At 61.3% G+C, this 17,615-nt stretch carries 18 protein-coding genes; 10 read left to right on the top strand and 8 right to left on the bottom strand.

Annotation, left to right across the window (positions count from 1 at the left end; translation table 11 throughout):
* Nucleotides 1-60 precede the first annotated feature (60 nt).
* Together ASD03_RS08930 and ASD03_RS08925 are read right to left on the bottom strand one after the other, a co-directional pair.
* Nucleotides 61-1,281, bottom strand: a complete 1,221-nt coding sequence (locus ASD03_RS08930; protein WP_057212866.1) for an FAD-dependent oxidoreductase — start codon at nt 1,279-1,281, stop codon at nt 61-63.
* Nucleotides 1,282-1,385: 104 nt separating this feature from the next.
* Complete coding sequence (locus ASD03_RS08925; protein WP_057212864.1) at nt 1,386-2,567, bottom strand: low temperature requirement protein A; 1,182 nt, start codon at nt 2,565-2,567, stop codon at nt 1,386-1,388.
* A 389-nt stretch (nt 2,568-2,956) separates the two neighbouring features.
* Between ASD03_RS08925 and ASD03_RS08920 the strand changes: the two genes are divergently transcribed.
* The 3 genes from ASD03_RS08920 (at nt 2,957) to ASD03_RS08910 (ending at nt 4,526) form a co-directional block, all read left to right on the top strand.
* Nucleotides 2,957-3,271 (top strand): PepSY domain-containing protein, encoded by a 315-nt coding sequence (locus ASD03_RS08920; protein WP_025429407.1) that lies wholly within the window; start codon nt 2,957-2,959, stop codon nt 3,269-3,271.
* Nucleotides 3,272-3,315: 44 nt separating this feature from the next.
* The gene (locus ASD03_RS08915) at nt 3,316-3,918 is read left to right on the top strand and encodes a general stress protein (protein ID WP_057212862.1); all 603 of its coding nucleotides are present in this window, start codon (nt 3,316-3,318) and stop codon (nt 3,916-3,918) included.
* A gap of 122 nt (nt 3,919-4,040) precedes the next feature.
* Nucleotides 4,041-4,526 (top strand): pyridoxamine 5'-phosphate oxidase family protein, encoded by a 486-nt coding sequence (locus tag ASD03_RS08910; RefSeq protein WP_025429405.1) that lies wholly within the window; start codon nt 4,041-4,043, stop codon nt 4,524-4,526.
* A gap of 87 nt (nt 4,527-4,613) precedes the next feature.
* Here the strand turns inward: ASD03_RS08910 and ASD03_RS08905 are convergent, their stop codons facing one another.
* The 4 genes from ASD03_RS08905 to ASD03_RS08890 all read right to left on the bottom strand — a co-directional run bounded on the left by ASD03_RS08905 (nt 4,614) and on the right by ASD03_RS08890 (nt 8,368).
* On the bottom strand, nt 4,614-4,976 hold the full coding sequence (locus tag ASD03_RS08905; protein WP_025429404.1) for a hypothetical protein: 363 nt from the start codon (nt 4,974-4,976) through the stop codon (nt 4,614-4,616).
* A gap of 161 nt (nt 4,977-5,137) precedes the next feature.
* Entirely contained in the window at nt 5,138-6,142 is a 1,005-nt protein-coding gene (locus tag ASD03_RS08900) for a Gfo/Idh/MocA family oxidoreductase (RefSeq protein ID WP_057212860.1), read from the bottom strand.
* A gap of 12 nt (nt 6,143-6,154) precedes the next feature.
* Entirely contained in the window at nt 6,155-7,318 is a 1,164-nt protein-coding gene (locus tag ASD03_RS08895; protein ID WP_057212858.1) for an adenosylhomocysteinase, read from the bottom strand.
* A gap of 72 nt (nt 7,319-7,390) precedes the next feature.
* Complete coding sequence (locus tag ASD03_RS08890; protein WP_244494170.1) at nt 7,391-8,368, bottom strand: LysR substrate-binding domain-containing protein; 978 nt, start codon at nt 8,366-8,368, stop codon at nt 7,391-7,393.
* A gap of 492 nt (nt 8,369-8,860) precedes the next feature.
* Here ASD03_RS08890 and ASD03_RS08885 point away from each other — a divergent pair, with 492 nt between their 5' ends.
* The 5 genes from ASD03_RS08885 to ASD03_RS08865 all read left to right on the top strand — a co-directional run bounded on the left by ASD03_RS08885 (nt 8,861) and on the right by ASD03_RS08865 (nt 14,832).
* A complete protein-coding gene (locus ASD03_RS08885) occupies nt 8,861-9,727 on the top strand; it encodes a GGDEF domain-containing protein (protein WP_082557282.1) in 867 nt (288 codons plus the stop codon).
* 118 nt (nt 9,728-9,845) lie between these two features.
* Entirely contained in the window at nt 9,846-10,208 is a 363-nt protein-coding gene (locus ASD03_RS08880; RefSeq protein WP_057212856.1) for a hypothetical protein, read from the top strand.
* 585 nt (nt 10,209-10,793) lie between these two features.
* A complete protein-coding gene (locus ASD03_RS08875; RefSeq protein ID WP_057209973.1) occupies nt 10,794-11,315 on the top strand; it encodes a sigma-70 family RNA polymerase sigma factor in 522 nt (173 codons plus the stop codon).
* Between the two features lie 150 nt (nt 11,316-11,465).
* Nucleotides 11,466-12,404, top strand: a complete 939-nt coding sequence (locus tag ASD03_RS08870; protein WP_057212854.1) for a FecR family protein — start codon at nt 11,466-11,468, stop codon at nt 12,402-12,404.
* Between the two features lie 106 nt (nt 12,405-12,510).
* Nucleotides 12,511-14,832 (top strand): TonB-dependent receptor, encoded by a 2,322-nt coding sequence (locus ASD03_RS08865; protein WP_057212852.1) that lies wholly within the window; start codon nt 12,511-12,513, stop codon nt 14,830-14,832.
* 205 nt (nt 14,833-15,037) lie between these two features.
* On the opposite strand, the gene ASD03_RS08860 is transcribed toward ASD03_RS08865, so the two are convergent.
* On the bottom strand, nt 15,038-15,322 hold the full coding sequence (locus tag ASD03_RS08860) for a hypothetical protein (RefSeq protein WP_025429395.1): 285 nt from the start codon (nt 15,320-15,322) through the stop codon (nt 15,038-15,040).
* 378 nt (nt 15,323-15,700) lie between these two features.
* Here ASD03_RS08860 and ASD03_RS39910 point away from each other — a divergent pair, with 378 nt between their 5' ends.
* Complete coding sequence (locus ASD03_RS39910) at nt 15,701-16,114, top strand: hypothetical protein (protein ID WP_057212850.1); 414 nt, start codon at nt 15,701-15,703, stop codon at nt 16,112-16,114.
* Here the strand turns inward: ASD03_RS39910 and ASD03_RS08850 are convergent.
* Nucleotides 16,111-17,124 carry a zinc-binding alcohol dehydrogenase family protein gene (locus tag ASD03_RS08850; RefSeq protein WP_057212848.1) on the bottom strand — a complete coding sequence of 338 codons (1,014 nt, stop codon included), beginning with the start codon at nt 17,122-17,124 and terminating at the stop codon, nt 16,111-16,113. The genes ASD03_RS39910 and ASD03_RS08850 overlap by 4 nt on opposite strands.
* A gap of 100 nt (nt 17,125-17,224) precedes the next feature.
* Here ASD03_RS08850 and ASD03_RS08845 point away from each other — a divergent pair, with 100 nt between their 5' ends.
* Nucleotides 17,225-17,578, top strand: a complete 354-nt coding sequence (locus ASD03_RS08845; RefSeq protein ID WP_057212846.1) for a winged helix-turn-helix transcriptional regulator — start codon at nt 17,225-17,227, stop codon at nt 17,576-17,578.
* The last annotated feature ends 37 nt before the right edge of the window (nt 17,579-17,615 follow it).

Raw genomic sequence — 17,615 nt, 5'->3', positions numbered from 1 at the left:
TTATCAGAAGCTATCACGAATGATCGGCCGGCAAATGCGGCGCTGTTTCCACGCCGACCGCTAGACGAACGGAAACAGCGAAGCGTCCGGGTCCGCATGCCCCAGGATGCTCGACGAAATGATCTCGGCGGCGATCTGGCTGAAGGTGATGCCGTTGCCGCCATAGCCCATGGTGGCGAAGGCGTTGCGCATACCGGGAACGCGGCCGATCATCGGCAGGCCCTGAGCGGTGACGCCGAATGCCGCTGCCCAACGGTAGTCGGGCTCGCCGATCCTGATCCCGATCAGATCGGAGAGCTTTTCGCGCAGGATGTCGGACTTTCCCTTCAACTTTGCCGGATCCTCGAAGGCATCGTCGCTTTTCTCGTCCTCGCCGCCGACGAGGATGCGGCCGTCCCGTGTCGAGCGAAAATAGAGATACGGGTCGGCGCCCTCCCAGACGAGATAGTCGTCGAGCCATTCCGGCCGTGGATGACGAGGTCTGGTCGCCATCGCCCAGGTCGAGACGATGGCATGTTTCTTGTTCGCGACGGCTTTCAGAAACTCATAGCCCGTGCAGAAGACCACATGGGTCGCTAGAATGATCCGGCCGTCGGACGTCGCAACGGCATTCCGGCCCTCAACCTCCCTGATATCGGTGATCTCGATCGTCTCGACGATGGGGACGCCGTTTGCCTGTGCGTGGCGGAGGAAGCCGGCGGTCAACTGGGCCGGATTGGCCGATGCGGAGACATGCGTCTCGATCGCCGCGGTACGGTCGATACCGAACCTGGCGCGCAGTTTGTCTTGCGGCAGAAGCGTTGCGGCGAGGCTTGCAGCCTCGCGGGCACTCACTTCCGCTTGAAGTGCGCGCGAACCATAGCTTGCGCCCGAGAGATAAAGCGTGTTCTTCCGCTCGAAATGGCAATCGATCTGCAGGGCGTCGACGAGCGATGCGAGATGCTCGACCGCCTTCGCCGAGCGCTGCCAGACGCGCGCGGCGTCAGCGGTTCCGCGCAAGCGGTTCAACCGATGCAGCGGCACGTCGATTTCGTGCTGGATCATGGCGGTGCTGGCCATGCTGCTGCCGCCTATCGGCTTTCGGCGATCGACCATCAGCACTGACAGATTGTGGCCAATCAGAGCATTCGCCATCAGCGCACCGCTGATTCCGGCGCCGACGATCAGCACATCGACATCATGGGTGGTGAGCCGCCTTTGTGTCCTCACCGCATGGCGTGGGGTATCGGCCCAGAGCGGCTCGGACTTCCGAAGTGCCCGTTTTCGGGTCAGTGAATGCAAGTGCCCCTCCAGGTCTGCGCATTCGTGAATGCGCAGGAGCCGATTAAGTTCCTCTGGTTGCTTGCGACCGTTGCGGTTGGCGGGTGGCTCAGGCAGTCGCCTGCTCAGGCGGTCGATGCCGCGAGGCGACGCAGGGCAAGATATTCCCAAAGCGCCACGATCAACAGCACTGCGGTCGATGCGGCCTGAACGATGTAGTTGGGGGCAATTGGCACGATGAGGATCGCGGCGGCGAGAAGCACGAGCCCGGCGATGTGCGAGACCGGGAACTGGCGGGTCGCGACGGCCTTGATCCAGATGTTGCCGCCGAGGAAAAGCGCCGGGCCGCCGAGCATGGCGAGCGCATGCTTCAGCGAACTCGATTCTTCGGCGTGAGACAAGCTGAACTCCTCCCCGACTGCCGTCAGGATGATGCCGGCGACGACAGGCAGGTGGCCGTAGGTGAATAGATTGAGCGCCAGGGTCTCCGGCCGTGATGTCGCTTCGGCTTTGGATGCCGCCTTTTCCTGGCCGTGGTGGAAATAGATCCACCACATGAAGCCGGTGCTGAGGAATGCACTGCAGAACACGGCAAAGGTCATATCATCCGTCATGTGCTCCGTCGCATTGCGGCCGGTGGTCAAGATGGTCTCACCGAGGCAGATGATGACGAAGAGCGCGCAACGTTCCGCCATGTGCGCGCCGGATATATCCAAGGTCTCGTCGGGCGATTTGCCGAGAAAGGGCACGTAGTACCTGAGCGCCGGCGAGGCGTATTCGACAAGGAGGGCGAGCGTCCATAGGAGAAGGCGCCCTTCGATCTCCATTAGCCCGCCGGACAGCCAGAAGGCGCTGGAGAGCAGCATCCAGATCGTGATGCGCAGGAAGGTCAGGAACGATCGCCTGTCGGCGTGGCGAAAGGCATAAAGCGTGAAAGCCGACCGACAGATCTGCATACCGCTGTAGATCGCCGCAAAAACCAGTCCTTGGTCGCCAAAGGCTTCGGGCAGGGCGATCGCCAGAAGGATGCCGGCAAACATCAGGCTGAACAGCAGCAGGCGGACCGGCTCCTTTTCGGTATCGAGCAGGTTCGTCACCCATGTCGTGTGGATCCAGACCCACCAGATCGCCAGGATCAGCAGGACGGCCTCGATCACGGCAGTGGCACTGAAATCGGTTGCGAGCTTGTGGGCGAGCTGAATGAGCGCGAAGACGAAAACGAGGTCGAAGAACAGTTCGGGAAAACTCGCCCGTGTCTGGTCGGCATCCGCCTTCCTGATCCAATCCCCTTTATGATTGCTTGCCATTCAGGTCGCCGATGCTGTTCCGATCGAAACTCGAACGGGAACTAGGGCGCTGGCGAATTTCAACAACGGCCGCTTCCTGTTGGGACGGGCAGGAGGCGTCACGCGGCTCGCGTCAGCGAGTGCCTCCTGCTGATAGGCGCTTGCTACCATTGCGCATTGCCGGCACCAATTGCAAACAACGGACTGAACCTTCCTGTGCGAGAGGCGTTTGGCTTGGCGCTGTCATCAAACCCGGCGGGCCTTGTCGTGCCCGATCGAGAGCGTGCGCAGCGCCGGTAACCTGTTAAGTTGATTGAATAATTTTCAATTTGTTCTGATGTGAGGCAGGAACCATCGCCAAGCACTCGCGTTGTCCCAGCATCGTTCAATGACGCATCGAGGAGACAACAATGAAACGAGTGATCGTCGCGACAGCTTTTCTGGCCGCAAGCGCGCTTAGTGCTTACGCCCAGACGCCGACCCCTTCGCCGGAGGCTGAAACGCCAGCAGTGGCCACGCCTGACACCACCAACCCGACCGCACCTGTCGAGGGCGCCAACAGCTTCACCGAAGAGCAGGCGCGCGCACGACTTCAGGAGAACGGCTACACATCCGTGACCGGATTGAAGCTGGACGACAAGGGCATCTGGCAGGCCTCTGCCACCAAGGACGGAAAGCCCGTGACCGTCGCGCTCGATTACCAGGGCAACATCGTCGCCAACTGATGTTGGTCGAGAAACTTCAGCAGACCCATTCAAGGAAAATCGACATGAAAACAGTTTCCGGACTCTTCGATACCTATGAGCAGGCTTCCGAGGCCGTGCGTGCGCTGAAAGCGGCCGGCATTCCCGATGACGACGTCAGCATGGTCGCCAGCAATGCCGAAGGCCGTTACAAGGTTGACGACACAGAAGGTGCGGCCGAAGGGGCTGGCACTGGCGCCGGCCTCGGTGCTGCGGTCGGCGGCGCAGGCGGCCTTCTGACCGGCCTCGGGCTGATGGCGATCCCGGGCGTCGGCCCGGTGGTGGCGGCCGGTTGGCTGGCGGCAACAGCGGCGGGCGCCGCCGCCGGTGCCGTTGCCGGTGGTGCCGTGGGCGGCATAATCGGCGCGCTGACGGATTCCGGCGTGCCGGAAGAAGATGCCCATGTCTACGCCGAGGGCGTTCGCCGCGGCGGCACACTGGTTACTGCACGCGTCGCCGACAGCGATGTCGCCGAGGCCGAGGCGATCCTCACGCGCTCGAATTGGGTCGATGTCAACGCACGCCGCTCAGCCTACCGCGCGGAGGGCTGGAGCAGGTTCGATGAGAACCTCGATCCCTATAGCCCGACGCAGATCGAAGAGCAGCGCGCCCGATACGCCAACCGCTAAACCCGCGGATAGCATAGCAGACGCCGGCCGATCGGCCGGCGTCTGGTTTCGCGCCGGCTCGCGAAGGCCATCCCAAAAAGGTGGGCAACGTCGGCGCGTCGAACCGTCAAGGAGATACGGCAGTGGCAACTCCCGAAGAACTCAAGAAGAAACTCTGGAAGACATTGAAATCGGACATGACGGTCATGCTTGGCTTGTCCGAAAAAGAGCATGGGCACACGCGTCCGATGACGGCGCAGATCGAGGGCGAGCAGGGTCCGATCTGGTTCTTCACCGTCAGGAGTGCCGTCGTGGCCCAGAATGTCGCCGCGAACACACCGGCCATGTTTGCTTTTGCATCCAAGGATCATGAACTGTTCGCGACCGTTCACGGGCGCCTTCGCCTCGACAATGACCGCACTGTTATCGATCGGCTGTGGAACCAGTACATCGCCGCCTGGTACGAGGGTGGAAAGGACGACCCCGAACTGGCCCTGCTGCGTTTCGAGCCGAGCGAAGCGGAAATCTGGCTCAACGAGACCAGCCTGTTTGCCGGTATCAAGCTGCTCCTGGGCAGCGATCCGAAGGAAGAGTACAGGGAGAAAACCGCGAAAGTGGAGCTCTCCTAGACTGCCTGTCCAAAACAAAACACCTGCAACGGGCAGATGCCCACTGCAGGTGTTTTCATGATAGCCGAGCGCATTCCGCCGCGAAGGTTACTTGGCTTCGGTCAGCGTTTCGGTGCCGCTGCCATCCTTGCCGGTGATTGTCCAGGTGCCATCAAGCGAACCGTCGCCGTTGACCTTGTAGACGATGAGGCCAAGGGCATCGCCGAGCACATAGGCTGCGGCGAAGGCATTGCCGTTCAGCATGCAGACGCCGGTCGATTTTACGCCGGCCGTGTCCCATTCGATGACGCAGGTGGTTTCGCTCGCAAGCGTAATTTCGGCCGTGCCGGAATAGCTGGAACCATCCAGGTTCGTGCCTTCGACGGTGTATTTTCCGGCGTTGACGGTCTGGGCGTTTCCGGCCGCGGTCGCGGCGAGAAACAGCGCTGCGGTGAGCAACAATCTCTTCATAAGTCCCCCAAGGAAGCCACGCGCCCCTCGCGCGGTCCGCAATTGTTACGCACAAACCATGACGTTTGAAACGGCGCGCCAGGTCCGCTCGCAATCATTTTTGGTGGGGTCGTGCGTCCTTATGGCGTGTGCCTGAAAACAGGCTGCGGCGGGCGGGGATGCTATGCGCCACTTGCCGATGACAGTCTTGCCTGATCGTCCCAGGCGGAGAGCAAAGACATGATCTCGAGCGAATCGGTGAGTTGTGGTGCCGGACGCGGGGCATCCTTCAGTCCTGCCTTCAGGCAGTTCTCCACCAGTCGCACCTGATGGCCGAAGGCGTCATGGTCGGAAAGCACGACGATTTCTTCCGGAGCGCGGCCATATTCGCAAAGCTCGAGGCGATTTTCGCCAGCCACAGGCAGCCAGGGATTGGTGAGGAACCGCAGGGCGCCGCGCTCTCCATGGATGGAAAAGGCGAAGGACATGCCGAAGCTGTCGGTGGACTGAAGCGTGGCGAGAACGCCATTGTCGAAACGAACCGACAGGCTTGCGTCGCAGATATTGCCGTCGTGCGACGAGGCGTTTCCGAAGGCGCTGGTCGACCGGCTGGAAAAGGCATGCTGCCCGCAGGCCGTCTGGATCACGTAGTGCAGCAGCGAGGCCGGGTAGCAGCCGAGATTGAAAATCGTCCCCTTGCCCATCGGGTTCACGAACTTCCAGATATCGGCGGCGTAGAGACCGGAAACCGAGCGGATCACACCGAGCCGGCCGGACTGCAGGATTTCGCCGGCCTTGGCCATCAACGGATGGCAGAGATACATCAAGCCTTCGAGAAAGAAGATACCGCGGTCACGCACGGCCTGCGCCAGGGCGTCGGCTTCGGCCATCGTCGTGGTGAGCGATTTCTCCGACAGGACGGCCTTGCCCTTTTCCGCGGCGCGGATCACCGCCTCATGATGCATGTTGTTGGGCAGGCCGATATAGACGACATCGATATCAGGGTCGTCGAGCAGCGCGTCGTAGCCGGAATAGTGCTTCGCGATACCGTGTCGCCCGGCAAAATCCGAAAGCCGCTGCGGATCGCGCCCGGCCACCGCTTCGATGCGGGACCCGTCGCTGGCAGAGATGGCCCCGGCCATCGTGTCGGAGATGAAGCTCGTTCCAAGAATTCCCCAGCGCAGCATCTGTCAGTTCCCTCAGCGGTGCAGTTCGAGATAGGCGGATGCCACCATGGCGTCGATGTCTCCGGGCACCGGCACGACACACATCGAAGCGTCGAGCGTGCGGCTCGCCACCCGCTCCAGGCAGCGGGCCTGGAGAGCAAAGCCGAGATCCATGGATTCGACCGAATTGCCAAGCGCCCTTGACCCGGCAAGATTGGCCATGTGACCTGCGCCGAGAATATGGATGCGCCGCCCATCGGCAAGGACGAGCGTCTCGATGCCCTCGTCGGCGTAGGTTTCCGCCGCCACCACCGCGTTATCGGCGCGCATGCCGGCAACGTCGGTCTCGTGCGGGAAGTGCCCGCCGTTGAGGAGGATCACGCCGTCCTTGAGGGTCGCGAGATCCGAAGCCGTCAGGATACTCGCAGAGCCTGTGACCGTGACGATGACGTCGGCCGAGCGTATGGCGTCATCGGGTCTCGGCGTCGAGAAACCGTCGAGATGGGCCTCGAGCGTTGCAACCGGGTCGACGTCGACGACGCTGACAGCGCTGTAGGCATTGCGAAAGCAGGCGGCGGTGCCCTTGCCGCAGGCGCCATAGCCGAAAACGGTCACACGCTTGCCATTGGTCGAGCGATTGGTGAAGCGCATGTAGCTTTCGAACAGGCTCTGGCCGACCGCATGGCGGTTCTCGGCAAACTGCTTGATGGGGCTGTCGTTGATGACAAGCACCGGCAGGCCGATGGCGTCGCGCATCGGCTCCAGACGGGTCCGGCCGGAAGTGGTCTCCTCGGTACCACCGAGCAATGTCCCGTAGGGCCGTTCGGCAACACGAGCGAAAAGGTCGCCGCCATTGTCGAGCAGTAGGTCGGGCTGGTGATCGAGCAGGGCATCGATGAAGCCGGAATGGGTCGTCGCATCGGTCGTCTGCCCACCGATGACGGTGATGCCCTGACGTTTCAGATAATCGACCGTCGCCGGCTGGGTGCTGTTCAGGTTGCCGGTTGCCACGAGCTGCGCGCCGCCGGCCCTGAGCGTCATCAGCAGCGCTATGGTCTTTGGCTCCAGATGGATTGCCGTTCCGATCGTCAGGCCCTTGAACGGGAGGGTTGTTTCAAACTCGGCAGCAATGGCGCGCAGAAGCGCGCAGCTTTGCCCGACCCACTCGATACGGGACGGATGGCTGGAGGTGGTCATGGTGAGGGTCCTGGCTGTCTGTCGATGGTGCCGGCAAAGATAGTCCGGGCAGCCTGTCCTATGGCAGAGACATTAAACTGCGGCGGAGGGCAGTTTTCCTTCCTGGCGCCGCCCCTCTGCGAGCAGCCAATTCCGCAGGGCAGCAATCGGCTTGCGGTCCCTGTCGGCAATGCGGCAGCAGAACCGATAGCCGGTCGGCCGGCTGACAAAACCAAACGGCGCTTCGAGCGCGCCGGAGGCAAGGTCCGTTTCGATCGAGGCCGCCGGCGCGATGGTGACGCCAAGCCCGCTGCGGGCGGCACTGAGGGCCAGCGTCAGATCGTCCACCTCGATCCGCTTGCGGAAGCGGACCGGAGCATTGCCGCTTTCGCGAAACCAGTCGTCCCAGAGATAGGGCACCGTGCGGGCGACCAGCGCGGTCATGTCCGCGAGATCGGGCGGCGTAAGGCCGGGGGACGGTTGCCCGACGGTGAGCACCGGGCCAAACCGGTCGTCCATGAAGGCGGTCGCGGCTATATCGGGCAGCGGTCGGTATTCACCGCCAACGATCAGGGCATCGATTTCAGGCATGTCAGTCAGCGACTGGTTGACGGCAACCGGGATGATATCGACCTCAAGGCCCGAGACGGCGCTTTGCAGCGTTGCCAGGTGCGGCATAAGCCATGCCGAGGCCATCGGCATCGGCACGCCGAGCCGCAGCCGGACGGTGCTGCCGCTCGACGAGATCTCTTCCGCCGCACGCGAGACGATGGCAAAGGCGACACCGACGGCATCGGCGAGCCGCCGTCCTGCCGGATTGAGGGTCACGCGGCCAGCTTCGCGATCGAGCAGGGCAAAGCCGAAATGCTCCTCGAGGCTTGCAAGCTGCTGGCGCACGGCGCCGGGCACGACGCCGAGCTCGATTGCGGCTGCGCGCAGGCTGCCGCACCGGGCCAGCGCATCGAAGGCGCGCAGGGCGTTCAGCGGCGGCAACGGACGCTGGGATTTCAGGTTCAGCTCGTCTGTCTGCATCATGCGCCTCGGCCAACGGCCCTTCTCGACCTCGTGCATAGCCTATCCGGAGACCGGCTGTCGAACATTGCGTTTGGGATGAACGAGCCGTCCTGCTCAGCGGGTGCGCGGACAAGAGCGCCTATCCGCTCGGCAGCGAGAAGGCGTGCGTGCTTGTCCTATGTTGTTGTCACACTGATATGCCTATTTTCCGGGCATGGCTTGCGTTCCAGCTCGCATAGGGATGCGCTCCATGCTCGCTTAGGGGCGCTGGTGGATGTAGCTTAGAAAAATTGAATATTTCGAAGGTTTTTTGCGACAGCATCCCTTTGAGCCAAGTCTGTACCGCCTGCTCTTTCGTCTATGGGACGAGGAGACAAGGGAAGAAGACAATGCCTGGATGTCATCGTCATGAGCGTATCGCCGACTGCATGTTTCCTTAAATCCTATTCGATTTGAGGATAAAAACATGCAGCAATTCAAAGTGCTACAGCGACCTTTGCGCGTTTATAAGACGCGCGGCGCCGTAGTCGTGCCGCCGCGGATGCACCTGTGAAGAACGAGGTGCGGTTTTCCCGCGATCAGCTCACTCTCATTCTTGCCGCCTTGCCCGACCCGGCGTTCATTCTGACGCGCAGCGGCCGTTATGCTGCCCTGTACGGTGGGGCGGATCACCGCTACTATCACGATGGCAGCAGTCTTGTCGGTCAGAGTGTTTTTGATGTCCTTGCCCATGACAAGGCGCTGTGGTTCGCGCTGGAAATCGAAAAGGCGCTCGGCTCCCGGGCATTGCACATCGTCGAATACAGCCTCGCGGGAAGCGACGTTAAGGGCCTCGAAGATGCTGGGCCCGATCATCCGATCTGGTTTGAAGGCCGGGTCCAGGCGCTCGATTTTCCTGTCGACGGCGAGGACGCCGTGGTCTGGGTTGCCAGCAATATCACCGAGAAGAATGCCATTGAGCATCAGTTGCGCCAACAAAGCGAAACCGATCCGCTGACCGGCCTCTACAATCGCCGAAAACTGCTTGACGTGCTTGCGATCGAGTTCGATCTGGCCACGCGCACCCGCCGTCCGACATGCCTGCTGATGTTCGACGTCGACAATTTCAAGGCAGTCAATGACGAACTGGGGCATTCCGTCGGCGACGAGCTGCTGGCGACGATTGCCACCGGCTGCCGGCGGGCGCTGCGGTCTGACGACGTGCTGGCACGTCTTGGCGGCGACGAGTTCGTTGTGCTGATCCCGGCGACGACGCTCGACGAGGGCGAGCCGCAAGCGCAACGGTCGAAATCAGATCACGGTCGTTTAACGCCGTTGCGATCGGTGTCGCGCGATGTCGGTAAACTCGCCGGGAAAATGTGTCGTCGGTATCGCGCGTGTCCGTTCCCGCTCTTTTTACGCGCGCAACCTGTCTAGAGGGACTAAGGTTCCACCGTATGACGGATGTATGGCCGCCTTGATGCCCGCCTTGGTGCGTTGACCCGTGTCGTGCCTGCGTCGATCCTGTTGTTCTGAGTAAGAGTTGGGGGCAGCGATGTGTGAGGCGTGGCAGCGTTCGTTGATCGAAGAAGACGAGCTCGTCAAAAAGGCGGCGACAACCATACCAAGGCTGTTGGATCATCCCGGCATTACGCTCGACCAGCTATCCCGGTTGCACCTGAATATTGACGAGTGCGTCGAGCGGATGGATGTACTGATCGAGACGCTTGCGGCGAACGGCGTCGACCGTTCCTGGGTCGAGATGGCGACAACGATCAGAAACAGCTGGGAGACGCTCGCGGAAGACGCGGCGAAGAAGGGGCTCGTCGTCAGCGCCGCTTCCGATGCCACAGTCCGCGACGATACGATGCGGAACGTTATGGGGGCTACAAGTCCGTTGCCAAAGACCCCGGCATGAGCCCACGCTTGGCGGCGATGATCGTTGAGGTCTTCGGCACTGATCGTTGCCTGATACGTCGTGCGAAACCGCGGGGTCCTGTTCGATCTGGCGCCGCGCCAGCGAACAACCATCGGATTTCACACGCTGCCGCCAATACCGACCAACGCAGTGTATTGCCCGCCGAGATCAATCGTCACATGTCGTGCTCTGATCGTGACGGGCGCGCGTCTGGCTGGAAGCGTGTTTCGCTTCACGTGGCGGCGCTGCGGCCATCCATGACCAAGCTGCTGGGGCGGCCAGATTTTCACGCTTCGGGATTGCCGCAAACGCCAAAGACGCAAGGTTTTGACGATGTTCCTTGGCTCTTGCGATAGCCATCTCGCGTCTCGAAAACCGGCCGTCTGCATGCCGTCCGTGGCACTTGCCGTGCCCCACCGTGGTGGCTTCCGCGATCGCGGCGATTGAGACACACCCTCCTTCTTCCGTGGGAAAAGTTCGCCGCTGGCCGAATTTTAAACTTGACTATTATAGACATGTTTTCAATTTTACGCCCGTTCGCGCAAAGCAGTCGCCGCGGACGAACCCGCTCCCGGCCAGGATCCTATGACGACCGAGACCCAATCCGAAACGCGCGTCGATATCTTTATTGCCCATCGTCCGGCGCTCATCGCCTATGCGGTCCGCCTGCTCGGCTCGCGCGATGCTGCCGAAGATATCGTCCAGGATGCGTTTGTCCGGTTTCTGCCTTCCAGTACCCGGACGGTTTCAAAAGGCCAGCTCCTCGCCTATCTCTACCGCACGGTCAGGAACCTCTCGCTCGATGTGCTGAGGCGCCGGAAGGTGGCCGCAATCGGCCACCAGGACGATGTGCCGTTCTGGTCGGTTCCTGCCGACGTGCCGACGCCGGAACAATCGACCTTGCTGTGCGACGACGTTCGCCGGATTTCGCAGATCCTCTCGGAATTGCCTGTCGAGGCGCGGGTCGCCGTCGAGATGCACCGCTTCGGCGGCTACACGCTTGAAGAAGTGGCATCGCATCTGGGCATATCGACAGCCAGCGCCCATCGTTACGTCACGGCAGCGATGATGAAGATTGCCACGGCACTTCTGGTCAACGCGACTTAAAGTGGTCGCTCCCTGAGAAAAAAAAGCGCGTCATTCGTCTTTGTCAAAAGAGGGAATGTTCGGGTAGAAGTGCCTCGGAAGAGGCCCAGACCGGCGTAGGATATATTGACCCAGGATCAGGAAATCGCAGCCGCTACACTGGAAGAAGCCATGGACTGGTTTCTGCGGCTGAAGGGTGAGCCGAATTGTCCCGAGCTCACCGCCGACTTCCAGCGGTGGTTGCATCGCTCTGATGATCATCAGCGGGGCTGGCAATATGCGTTGAGGACCTGGCAGTTGATGGGGGAAGCGGCTCCGGCCCATGAACATCTGTGGGCAGGCGCGGCGCGCGCCAACGTCATTTCGAGCACCAGGCGTCGTTGGCGCCGCCCGGTCATGAGCGCAGTCGCTGCCATTGCCGCGACCCTATTCCTCGTCCTTGCCGGCCCGTCGCTGCTGATCCGACTTCAGGCGGATCACATCACCGCCACCGGCCAGAATGCCAGAGTGACGCTGGAGGATGGAACGCTCATCGAGCTTGGCGGCGACAGTGCCATCAAGACGGAGATGACCGCCGCCGGGCGCCACGTCACGTTGCTTTCCGGTGAGGCGTTTTTCGATGTCGCGCATAATCCGGCGCGGCCCTTTACGGTGGAGGCCGGAGGCGTCACGGTTCTGGTCGTCGGTACCGCCTTCGACGTTCGGCTTGCGGGAGGGGAAACGACCGTCGAGCTGGAAAGAGGCGTCGTTCAGGTCTCGGTCGAGGACGCCAGGGAAACGTCGGACTTCAGGCTGCTTCCGGGCGAGATGGCTGTCGTGACTGCGAGCGACGGCGCGGTTACCCGCAACATCATCCAGCCCGATCAGGTCGCCGCCTGGCGCAGCGGCCGGATCTTCGTCAAGGATGCGTCCATCAGTGCGGTCGCCGAGCAGCTTCAACGTTACCACTCGGCGTGGATAGCGGTGCCGGACCGAAAGCTCGCGGGTCTCAAGGTCACCGGTCTGTATGATCTTCATGATCCGGACGGTGCGCTGAAGGCGCTGGTCGAACCCTATGGCGGCCGCGTCCGCACCTTTTCGACCTATGGTCGCGTCCTGACGCAATACTGAAAATCCTGACAATAAAATTCAATTTTTCTGAGAAAAAAAACTGGGGTCCTCGTCATTGTTGGAAAGCGCTCGGCAACGGAGCGCAATTCAAGGAGATGAGACTACGATGTGCATATCGCAAGGCCGCAAGGGATCCCGTCGTTTGAATTGGGGCGGCGACGGCGGGCGTCCGATGGGACGGCTGATGGCAACGACGGCAATGGCGATTTGCCTGGCCTCGTCGCTGAACTGGCCGAGCTCGGCATTTGCGCAGGATGCACCGGCACAAGAGAGTGCCGCTCGCAGCTTCAACGTGCCGGCACAACCGCTTGCCGACGCGCTCAACGTCTTTGGCCGGCAATCGGGCCTGCAGGTGACGCTTGCCGCTTCGGTGTCCCGTGGCGTCATGTCCAAGGCGGTCGTCGGTTCCTACGCGCCGGAGGAGGCGCTTGCACGGCTGCTTTCCGGCACGGGCATCGAGTATCGCATCTCCGGCGGGCGAACGGCCGTGATCGGGACAGGGGCGGTCGGTGGCGGCGCGGCAGTGGCGCCGGCCGACGGCTCTACGGCGCTTGATCCGATTTCGGTATTCGGGGACGCCACTGGCGTCGGTGAAATCGTCATCAGCCAGAAGGAGCTCGAACTTCTCAACCCTGCGAATATCGCCGACGTCTTCCGCGGCGAGCCAGGGATCGAGGTTGGTAGCTCGCTGCCGATGTCGCAGAAGGTCTATGTTCACGGCATCGAGGAAAACAATCTCGCCGTTACCATGGATGGCGGCCGCCAGAACAACAAGGTCTTCCATCACAACGCAACCAACCTCATCGATCCGAGCCTGCTGAAGGCCGTGCGCGTCGATGCCGGCATCGCGCCTGCGGATGTAGGACCAGGCGCGCTCGGCGGCGCCATTGCCTATGAAACGAAGGATGCCCGCGACCTGCTCGACGGCGACGGCTATGGCGGCTTCGTCAGCTCCAACTACAACTTCAACAGCAAAACCTTCCAGACCGGAATCTCCGCCTACGGCATGCAGGAGGGGCTCGAATTTCTCGGCTACTTCAATTTTGCCAAGGGGGACGAGTTCAAATCCGGCAACGGCAGCATCGTCGAGGGAACGCGCACCGATCTCCTGAGCGGGCTCGGCAAGGTGGCATACGAGTTCGAGAGTGGTGATCGTTTCGAGATCAGCCATGAACGCGTCTACGACGACGCCCCGCGCCCGTTCCGCGCCAATACCGGCTTCATCTCGGGCCGCCCGCCGTGGGAACCGCGCGTGCGCGACTATACGCTCGACCGGCAGAACACGGTCTTCTCCTATACCGACAGCACGCCTGAGGATTGGTGGGATCCAACCGTGGTGTTGGCCTACAGCTCGACGCGGCTAGAGATCCCGATCTTTCCTCGCCCGGTGCCGCCAAGCACGATATCGGTCCCCTATCCCGGCGCCGGCGAAACCGGCAGCTTCAACGGCAAGTTCGAAAACAAGTTCAGCTTCGATATCGGCAGCATCACCGCAGGCGTCGATTTCTACAACGACAAGGCCGAACTCGAAGATCGCTTCGATGCCTCGACCGAGCGCGCGCGCAATGTCGGCATCTATGCGCAGGCGCGGCTCGAACCCTGGGAACGCACCCGGCTTTCCTTCGGCATGCGTGGCGACCAGCAATGGTTCACCGGCACCACAAATGAGAAGTGGGACAATGCCGGTTTCAGCGGCAACGTCTCCGGCGAATATGATCTGATCGAGGACCTGCTGACGGCCAAAGCCGGCTACTCCCACGTCTGGGCCGGCGTCCCGCTTGCCGAAAACTTCATCATGAACCCGAACTGGAACTATGGAACCGGCCCGGAGCCAATAACGGCCGACAATTATGCCTTCGGCCTTGTCGCCAAGCATGACGGTTTCACCGTGGAAGGCAGCCTCTTCCACACAGATATCGACGACGCTCGCACAGCCAAATACGCGGTCGCCAGGGCCATCGAGAACCATGATGTGCGCTCGAAGGGCTTCGAGCTCGGTGCCGGATACGACTGGGGCGACGGTTACTTCAAGGTCAAATACGCCAATATCGATGTCTCGATCGACGGCAAGCCGGCCGACTCCGACACCGGTATCTATCTGGCGGCCCCGGCCGGTCAGTTCATCACGCTCCTGGCCGCGCACAGCTTCATCGATTGGGGTGTCACCATCGGCGGCGATGTCGAGATCGCACTCGACAATGACGATGTTGCCGCCGGCACCCCGCCTCTTGAGGGCTACAAGGTTTTCAACACCTTCGTCGAGTATCAGCCGCCGAGCCACAGCAATCTGACCCTGCGCGCCGAGATCAACAACATCTTCGACGAGACCTACTCAGAGCGCGCCACCTACGGTCAGGAATTCGGCACCGTCACGCCACTCTATGAACCCGGCCGCTCCTTCATCCTGAGTGCCAAGGCGACATTCTGAGATGACATCGAAGGAAGAGGCATCATCGATGCCTCTTCCACCTTGCCGGCGAGTTGCCCACCGCATGTTTCCTTAAATCGTCTTTGATTTAGGGATAAAAACATGCAGCAATTCAAAGTGCTACAGCGACCTTTGCGCGTCTAATAAGACGCGCGGCGCTGTAGCCAGATGCCTATAGTTTTCGTGCTGAAATCTTGCTGTTACATTACAATTTACTGAAATCGATGCTCATTTCCGCCCAGGCATGCTCGAACTTCGATCTCGCGATCAGCCAGGGAGGCATCGCTCTGGAAGCCGTCAGCCGCGCCAAAAGCCGACCCTCGGCATTCTCTACCGCGACGATGACGCCATGATAGTCATCCTCCTCAGCGATTTCGTCCGCCACCAGGCGGCCGTGTTCGACGGCCTGGCTATCGTTGGCAAGCAGGGTGCCGACTTTGTCGCGGCTGGTAACGCCTGCCAGGTGGATGTGAAAAAGATAGCGTTGCATGATCTTGCTCAAACCATACGGCGATTGACGACAAACACTCGCGCCGCTTCGGGTATGGTTGTAGTAACACGCCTCTTATCTGTTTGCGCGTGACCGACGCGTGACACGCCTTTGCGTGCAATTCGATCTCCGGCCGGTGGGTAATCGCCAGCGGTGATAGCCGACTGCGCTTGGGGGAAAAGCGGGCTGTTGCCGAATGCGGAAACGCTTGCACCGGCGTGGAAAAGCGCATCCGTCAGGGCGAGACTTCGATTTCGTCAGCCGGAAATCTGGTTGAGAAACACCAGTTGCAGAGGGCGGGTGAGCAGGTCGTCCGCCGTCGCTGCGAAAGCCTGGAAGTGTGGCGTCTGAAAATGGGCGTCGAGGGCGGCCCTGTCGGTGAACGCTTCTGTAGAACGTGCCCGGCTCTTCCTGCATTTCGAACAGGACGTAGTCGAGGCAGCCGGGCTCGTTGCGGGTCGGCTCGATCAGGGCGAGCAGCCCGTCACGCAATGCGTCGCGTTTGCCGGGTTCTGCGGCAGTATTGCCAAGGAAATCACCTTCTCGGCGGAATGTGTCATCATTGCAATCCTTGTGGATAGGGACGCCTGGCGGCGCGAGAGGCTCGGTTGGCGGGATGGCGTCGGGTCTGGAGCAGGCGGCAAGTACGGTCGTCGAGGGAGCCTCCTCCCCATGACCTCTTTTGATCTTTTTGCGCACACACGCCGGCCGTGGCCGCCCCGATGGGGCGGCTTCGCAGCAGGCATCATGCTTTTGCGAAAGAGGAAGGCGGCGCTTCGCCCGCTCGTCTAAAAACCGGAGAGCACGATCTTGCCCTTGGCCCTACCGGACTCGATTACCGCGTGCGCGCGCTTCAGGTTGGCCGCATTGATCGTCCCGAAATGCTCGTTGAGCGTGGACTTGATCTTGCCTGCGTCGACCAGATCCGACACTCTGTTCAAGAGGACATTCTGTTTCTCGATATCGGCGGTCGCAAACAGCGAGCGTGTGAACATCAGCTCCCAATGCAGCGAGATGCTTTTGCGCTTGAGTGGAAGCGCGTCGAGTTGCTTGGGGTCGTCGATCAGGCCGAAACGTCCCTGGGGCGCGATCAGTTCGACGATCTGATCAAGGTGATCGCCGGTATTGGTCGTCGAGAACACGAAGCCCGGCTGGCCAAGCCCGAGGGCTTCGATTTGTGCAGCAAGCGGCTGCCGGTGATCGACAACGTGATGGGCGCCGAGCGATTTTACCCATTCTACCGTTTCGGGGCGAGACGCAGTGGCGATGACAGTGAGGTCCGTCATCGCTCGTGCGATCTGTATCGCGATCGAGCCGACGCCACCGGCGCCGCCGATGATGACGATCGCATTTGCAGCGCCTGCGACCGGGCGGGTGACGTCAAGACGATCGAACAGCATTTCCCATGCGGTGATCGAAGTCAGCGGCAGGGCGGCGGCGGCAGAAAAATCCACCGACCTCGGCTTTCTGCCGACGATACGCTCGTCGACCAGATGAAATTCGGCGTTGGTGCCGGAGCGGTTGATGGCGCCTGCATAGAAGACTTCGTCGCCCGGCTTGAAGAAGGACGCATTCGGCCCGACGGCGCTGACCACACCCGCGGCATCCCAGCCGAGCACCTTCCACTGTCCGGGTTCGGGCTTCACTCCGCGGCGGATCTTCGTGTCGACCGGATTGACCGAGATCGCCTTGACTTCGACGAGGATGTCCCGGCCCTCGGGTTCCGGGCGCTGCAGGTCGATATCGACCAGCGACGTTTCGGCTTCGATCGGTTGGGGGATTTGGTAGGCTACGGCTCGCATTGAATGCTCCATCGGTTGAACGTGGCCAAGATGCGCACTATGCTGCAAGATCGCAAGAACGCACATAAAAAGCCCATAGTGTCGAAAAGGATACCATTGGATGGGACGCACACGCCACGATCGTTTCGACTGCAGTCCGGGATGTGCCGTCGAAGCGACGCTCACCCTGATCGACGGCAAGTGGAAGGGGGTCGTTCTCTACCACCTGATGTCGGGCACCATGCGCTTCAACGAAATCCGCCGGAAGCTGCCGAACGTTACCCAGCGCATGCTGACGAACCAGTTGCGCGAGCTGGAGGCCGACGGCCTGATCACGCGCAAGGTGTTCGCCCAGGTTCCGCCCAGGGTCGACTATGATCTCTCGGAACGTGGCCGCACGCTGGAGCCCGTCATCCTTGCGCTCAAGACCTGGGGGGACGCCAACATGCCGTCGACCGGGAGTGTTGCGGCCTGATTGCCGCAACGGGAGGGCCATACTCACAGGTTTCCAC

Origin of the sequence: Ensifer sp. Root127 (genome assembly GCF_001425225.1) — a bacterium.
GTDB classification, from domain to species: Bacteria; Pseudomonadota; Alphaproteobacteria; order Rhizobiales; family Rhizobiaceae; genus Ensifer; species Ensifer canadensis.
Note: the sequence above shows the minus strand (reverse complement) of the source record. Positions and strands in the feature narration are given on the sequence as shown.

Bases quoted from the DNA above. Each gene is read 5' to 3' on its own strand.
- ASD03_RS08890 (WP_244494170.1), bottom strand. From the start codon at position 8,368: ATGCACGAGGTCGAGAAGGGCCGTTGGCCGAGGCGCATGATGCAGACA.
- ASD03_RS08905 (WP_025429404.1), bottom strand. From the start codon at position 4,976: ATGAAGAGATTGTTGCTCACCGCAGCGCTGTTTCTCGCCGCGACCGCG.
- ASD03_RS08845 (WP_057212846.1), top strand. From the start codon at position 17,225: ATGGGACGCACACGCCACGATCGTTTCGACTGCAGTCCGGGATGTGCC.
- ASD03_RS08880 (WP_057212856.1), top strand. From the start codon at position 9,846: ATGTGTGAGGCGTGGCAGCGTTCGTTGATCGAAGAAGACGAGCTCGTC.
- ASD03_RS08870 (WP_057212854.1), top strand. From the start codon at position 11,466: ATGGACTGGTTTCTGCGGCTGAAGGGTGAGCCGAATTGTCCCGAGCTC.
- ASD03_RS08915 (WP_057212862.1), top strand. From the start codon at position 3,316: ATGAAAACAGTTTCCGGACTCTTCGATACCTATGAGCAGGCTTCCGAG.
- ASD03_RS08865 (WP_057212852.1), top strand. From the start codon at position 12,511: ATGTGCATATCGCAAGGCCGCAAGGGATCCCGTCGTTTGAATTGGGGC.
- ASD03_RS08925 (WP_057212864.1), bottom strand. From the start codon at position 2,567: ATGGCAAGCAATCATAAAGGGGATTGGATCAGGAAGGCGGATGCCGAC.
- ASD03_RS08850 (WP_057212848.1), bottom strand. From the start codon at position 17,124: ATGCGAGCCGTAGCCTACCAAATCCCCCAACCGATCGAAGCCGAAACG.
- ASD03_RS08875 (WP_057209973.1), top strand. From the start codon at position 10,794: ATGACGACCGAGACCCAATCCGAAACGCGCGTCGATATCTTTATTGCC.
- ASD03_RS08895 (WP_057212858.1), bottom strand. From the start codon at position 7,318: ATGACCACCTCCAGCCATCCGTCCCGTATCGAGTGGGTCGGGCAAAGC.
- ASD03_RS08900 (WP_057212860.1), bottom strand. From the start codon at position 6,142: ATGCTGCGCTGGGGAATTCTTGGAACGAGCTTCATCTCCGACACGATG.
- ASD03_RS08860 (WP_025429395.1), bottom strand. From the start codon at position 15,322: ATGCAACGCTATCTTTTTCACATCCACCTGGCAGGCGTTACCAGCCGC.
- ASD03_RS08920 (WP_025429407.1), top strand. From the start codon at position 2,957: ATGAAACGAGTGATCGTCGCGACAGCTTTTCTGGCCGCAAGCGCGCTT.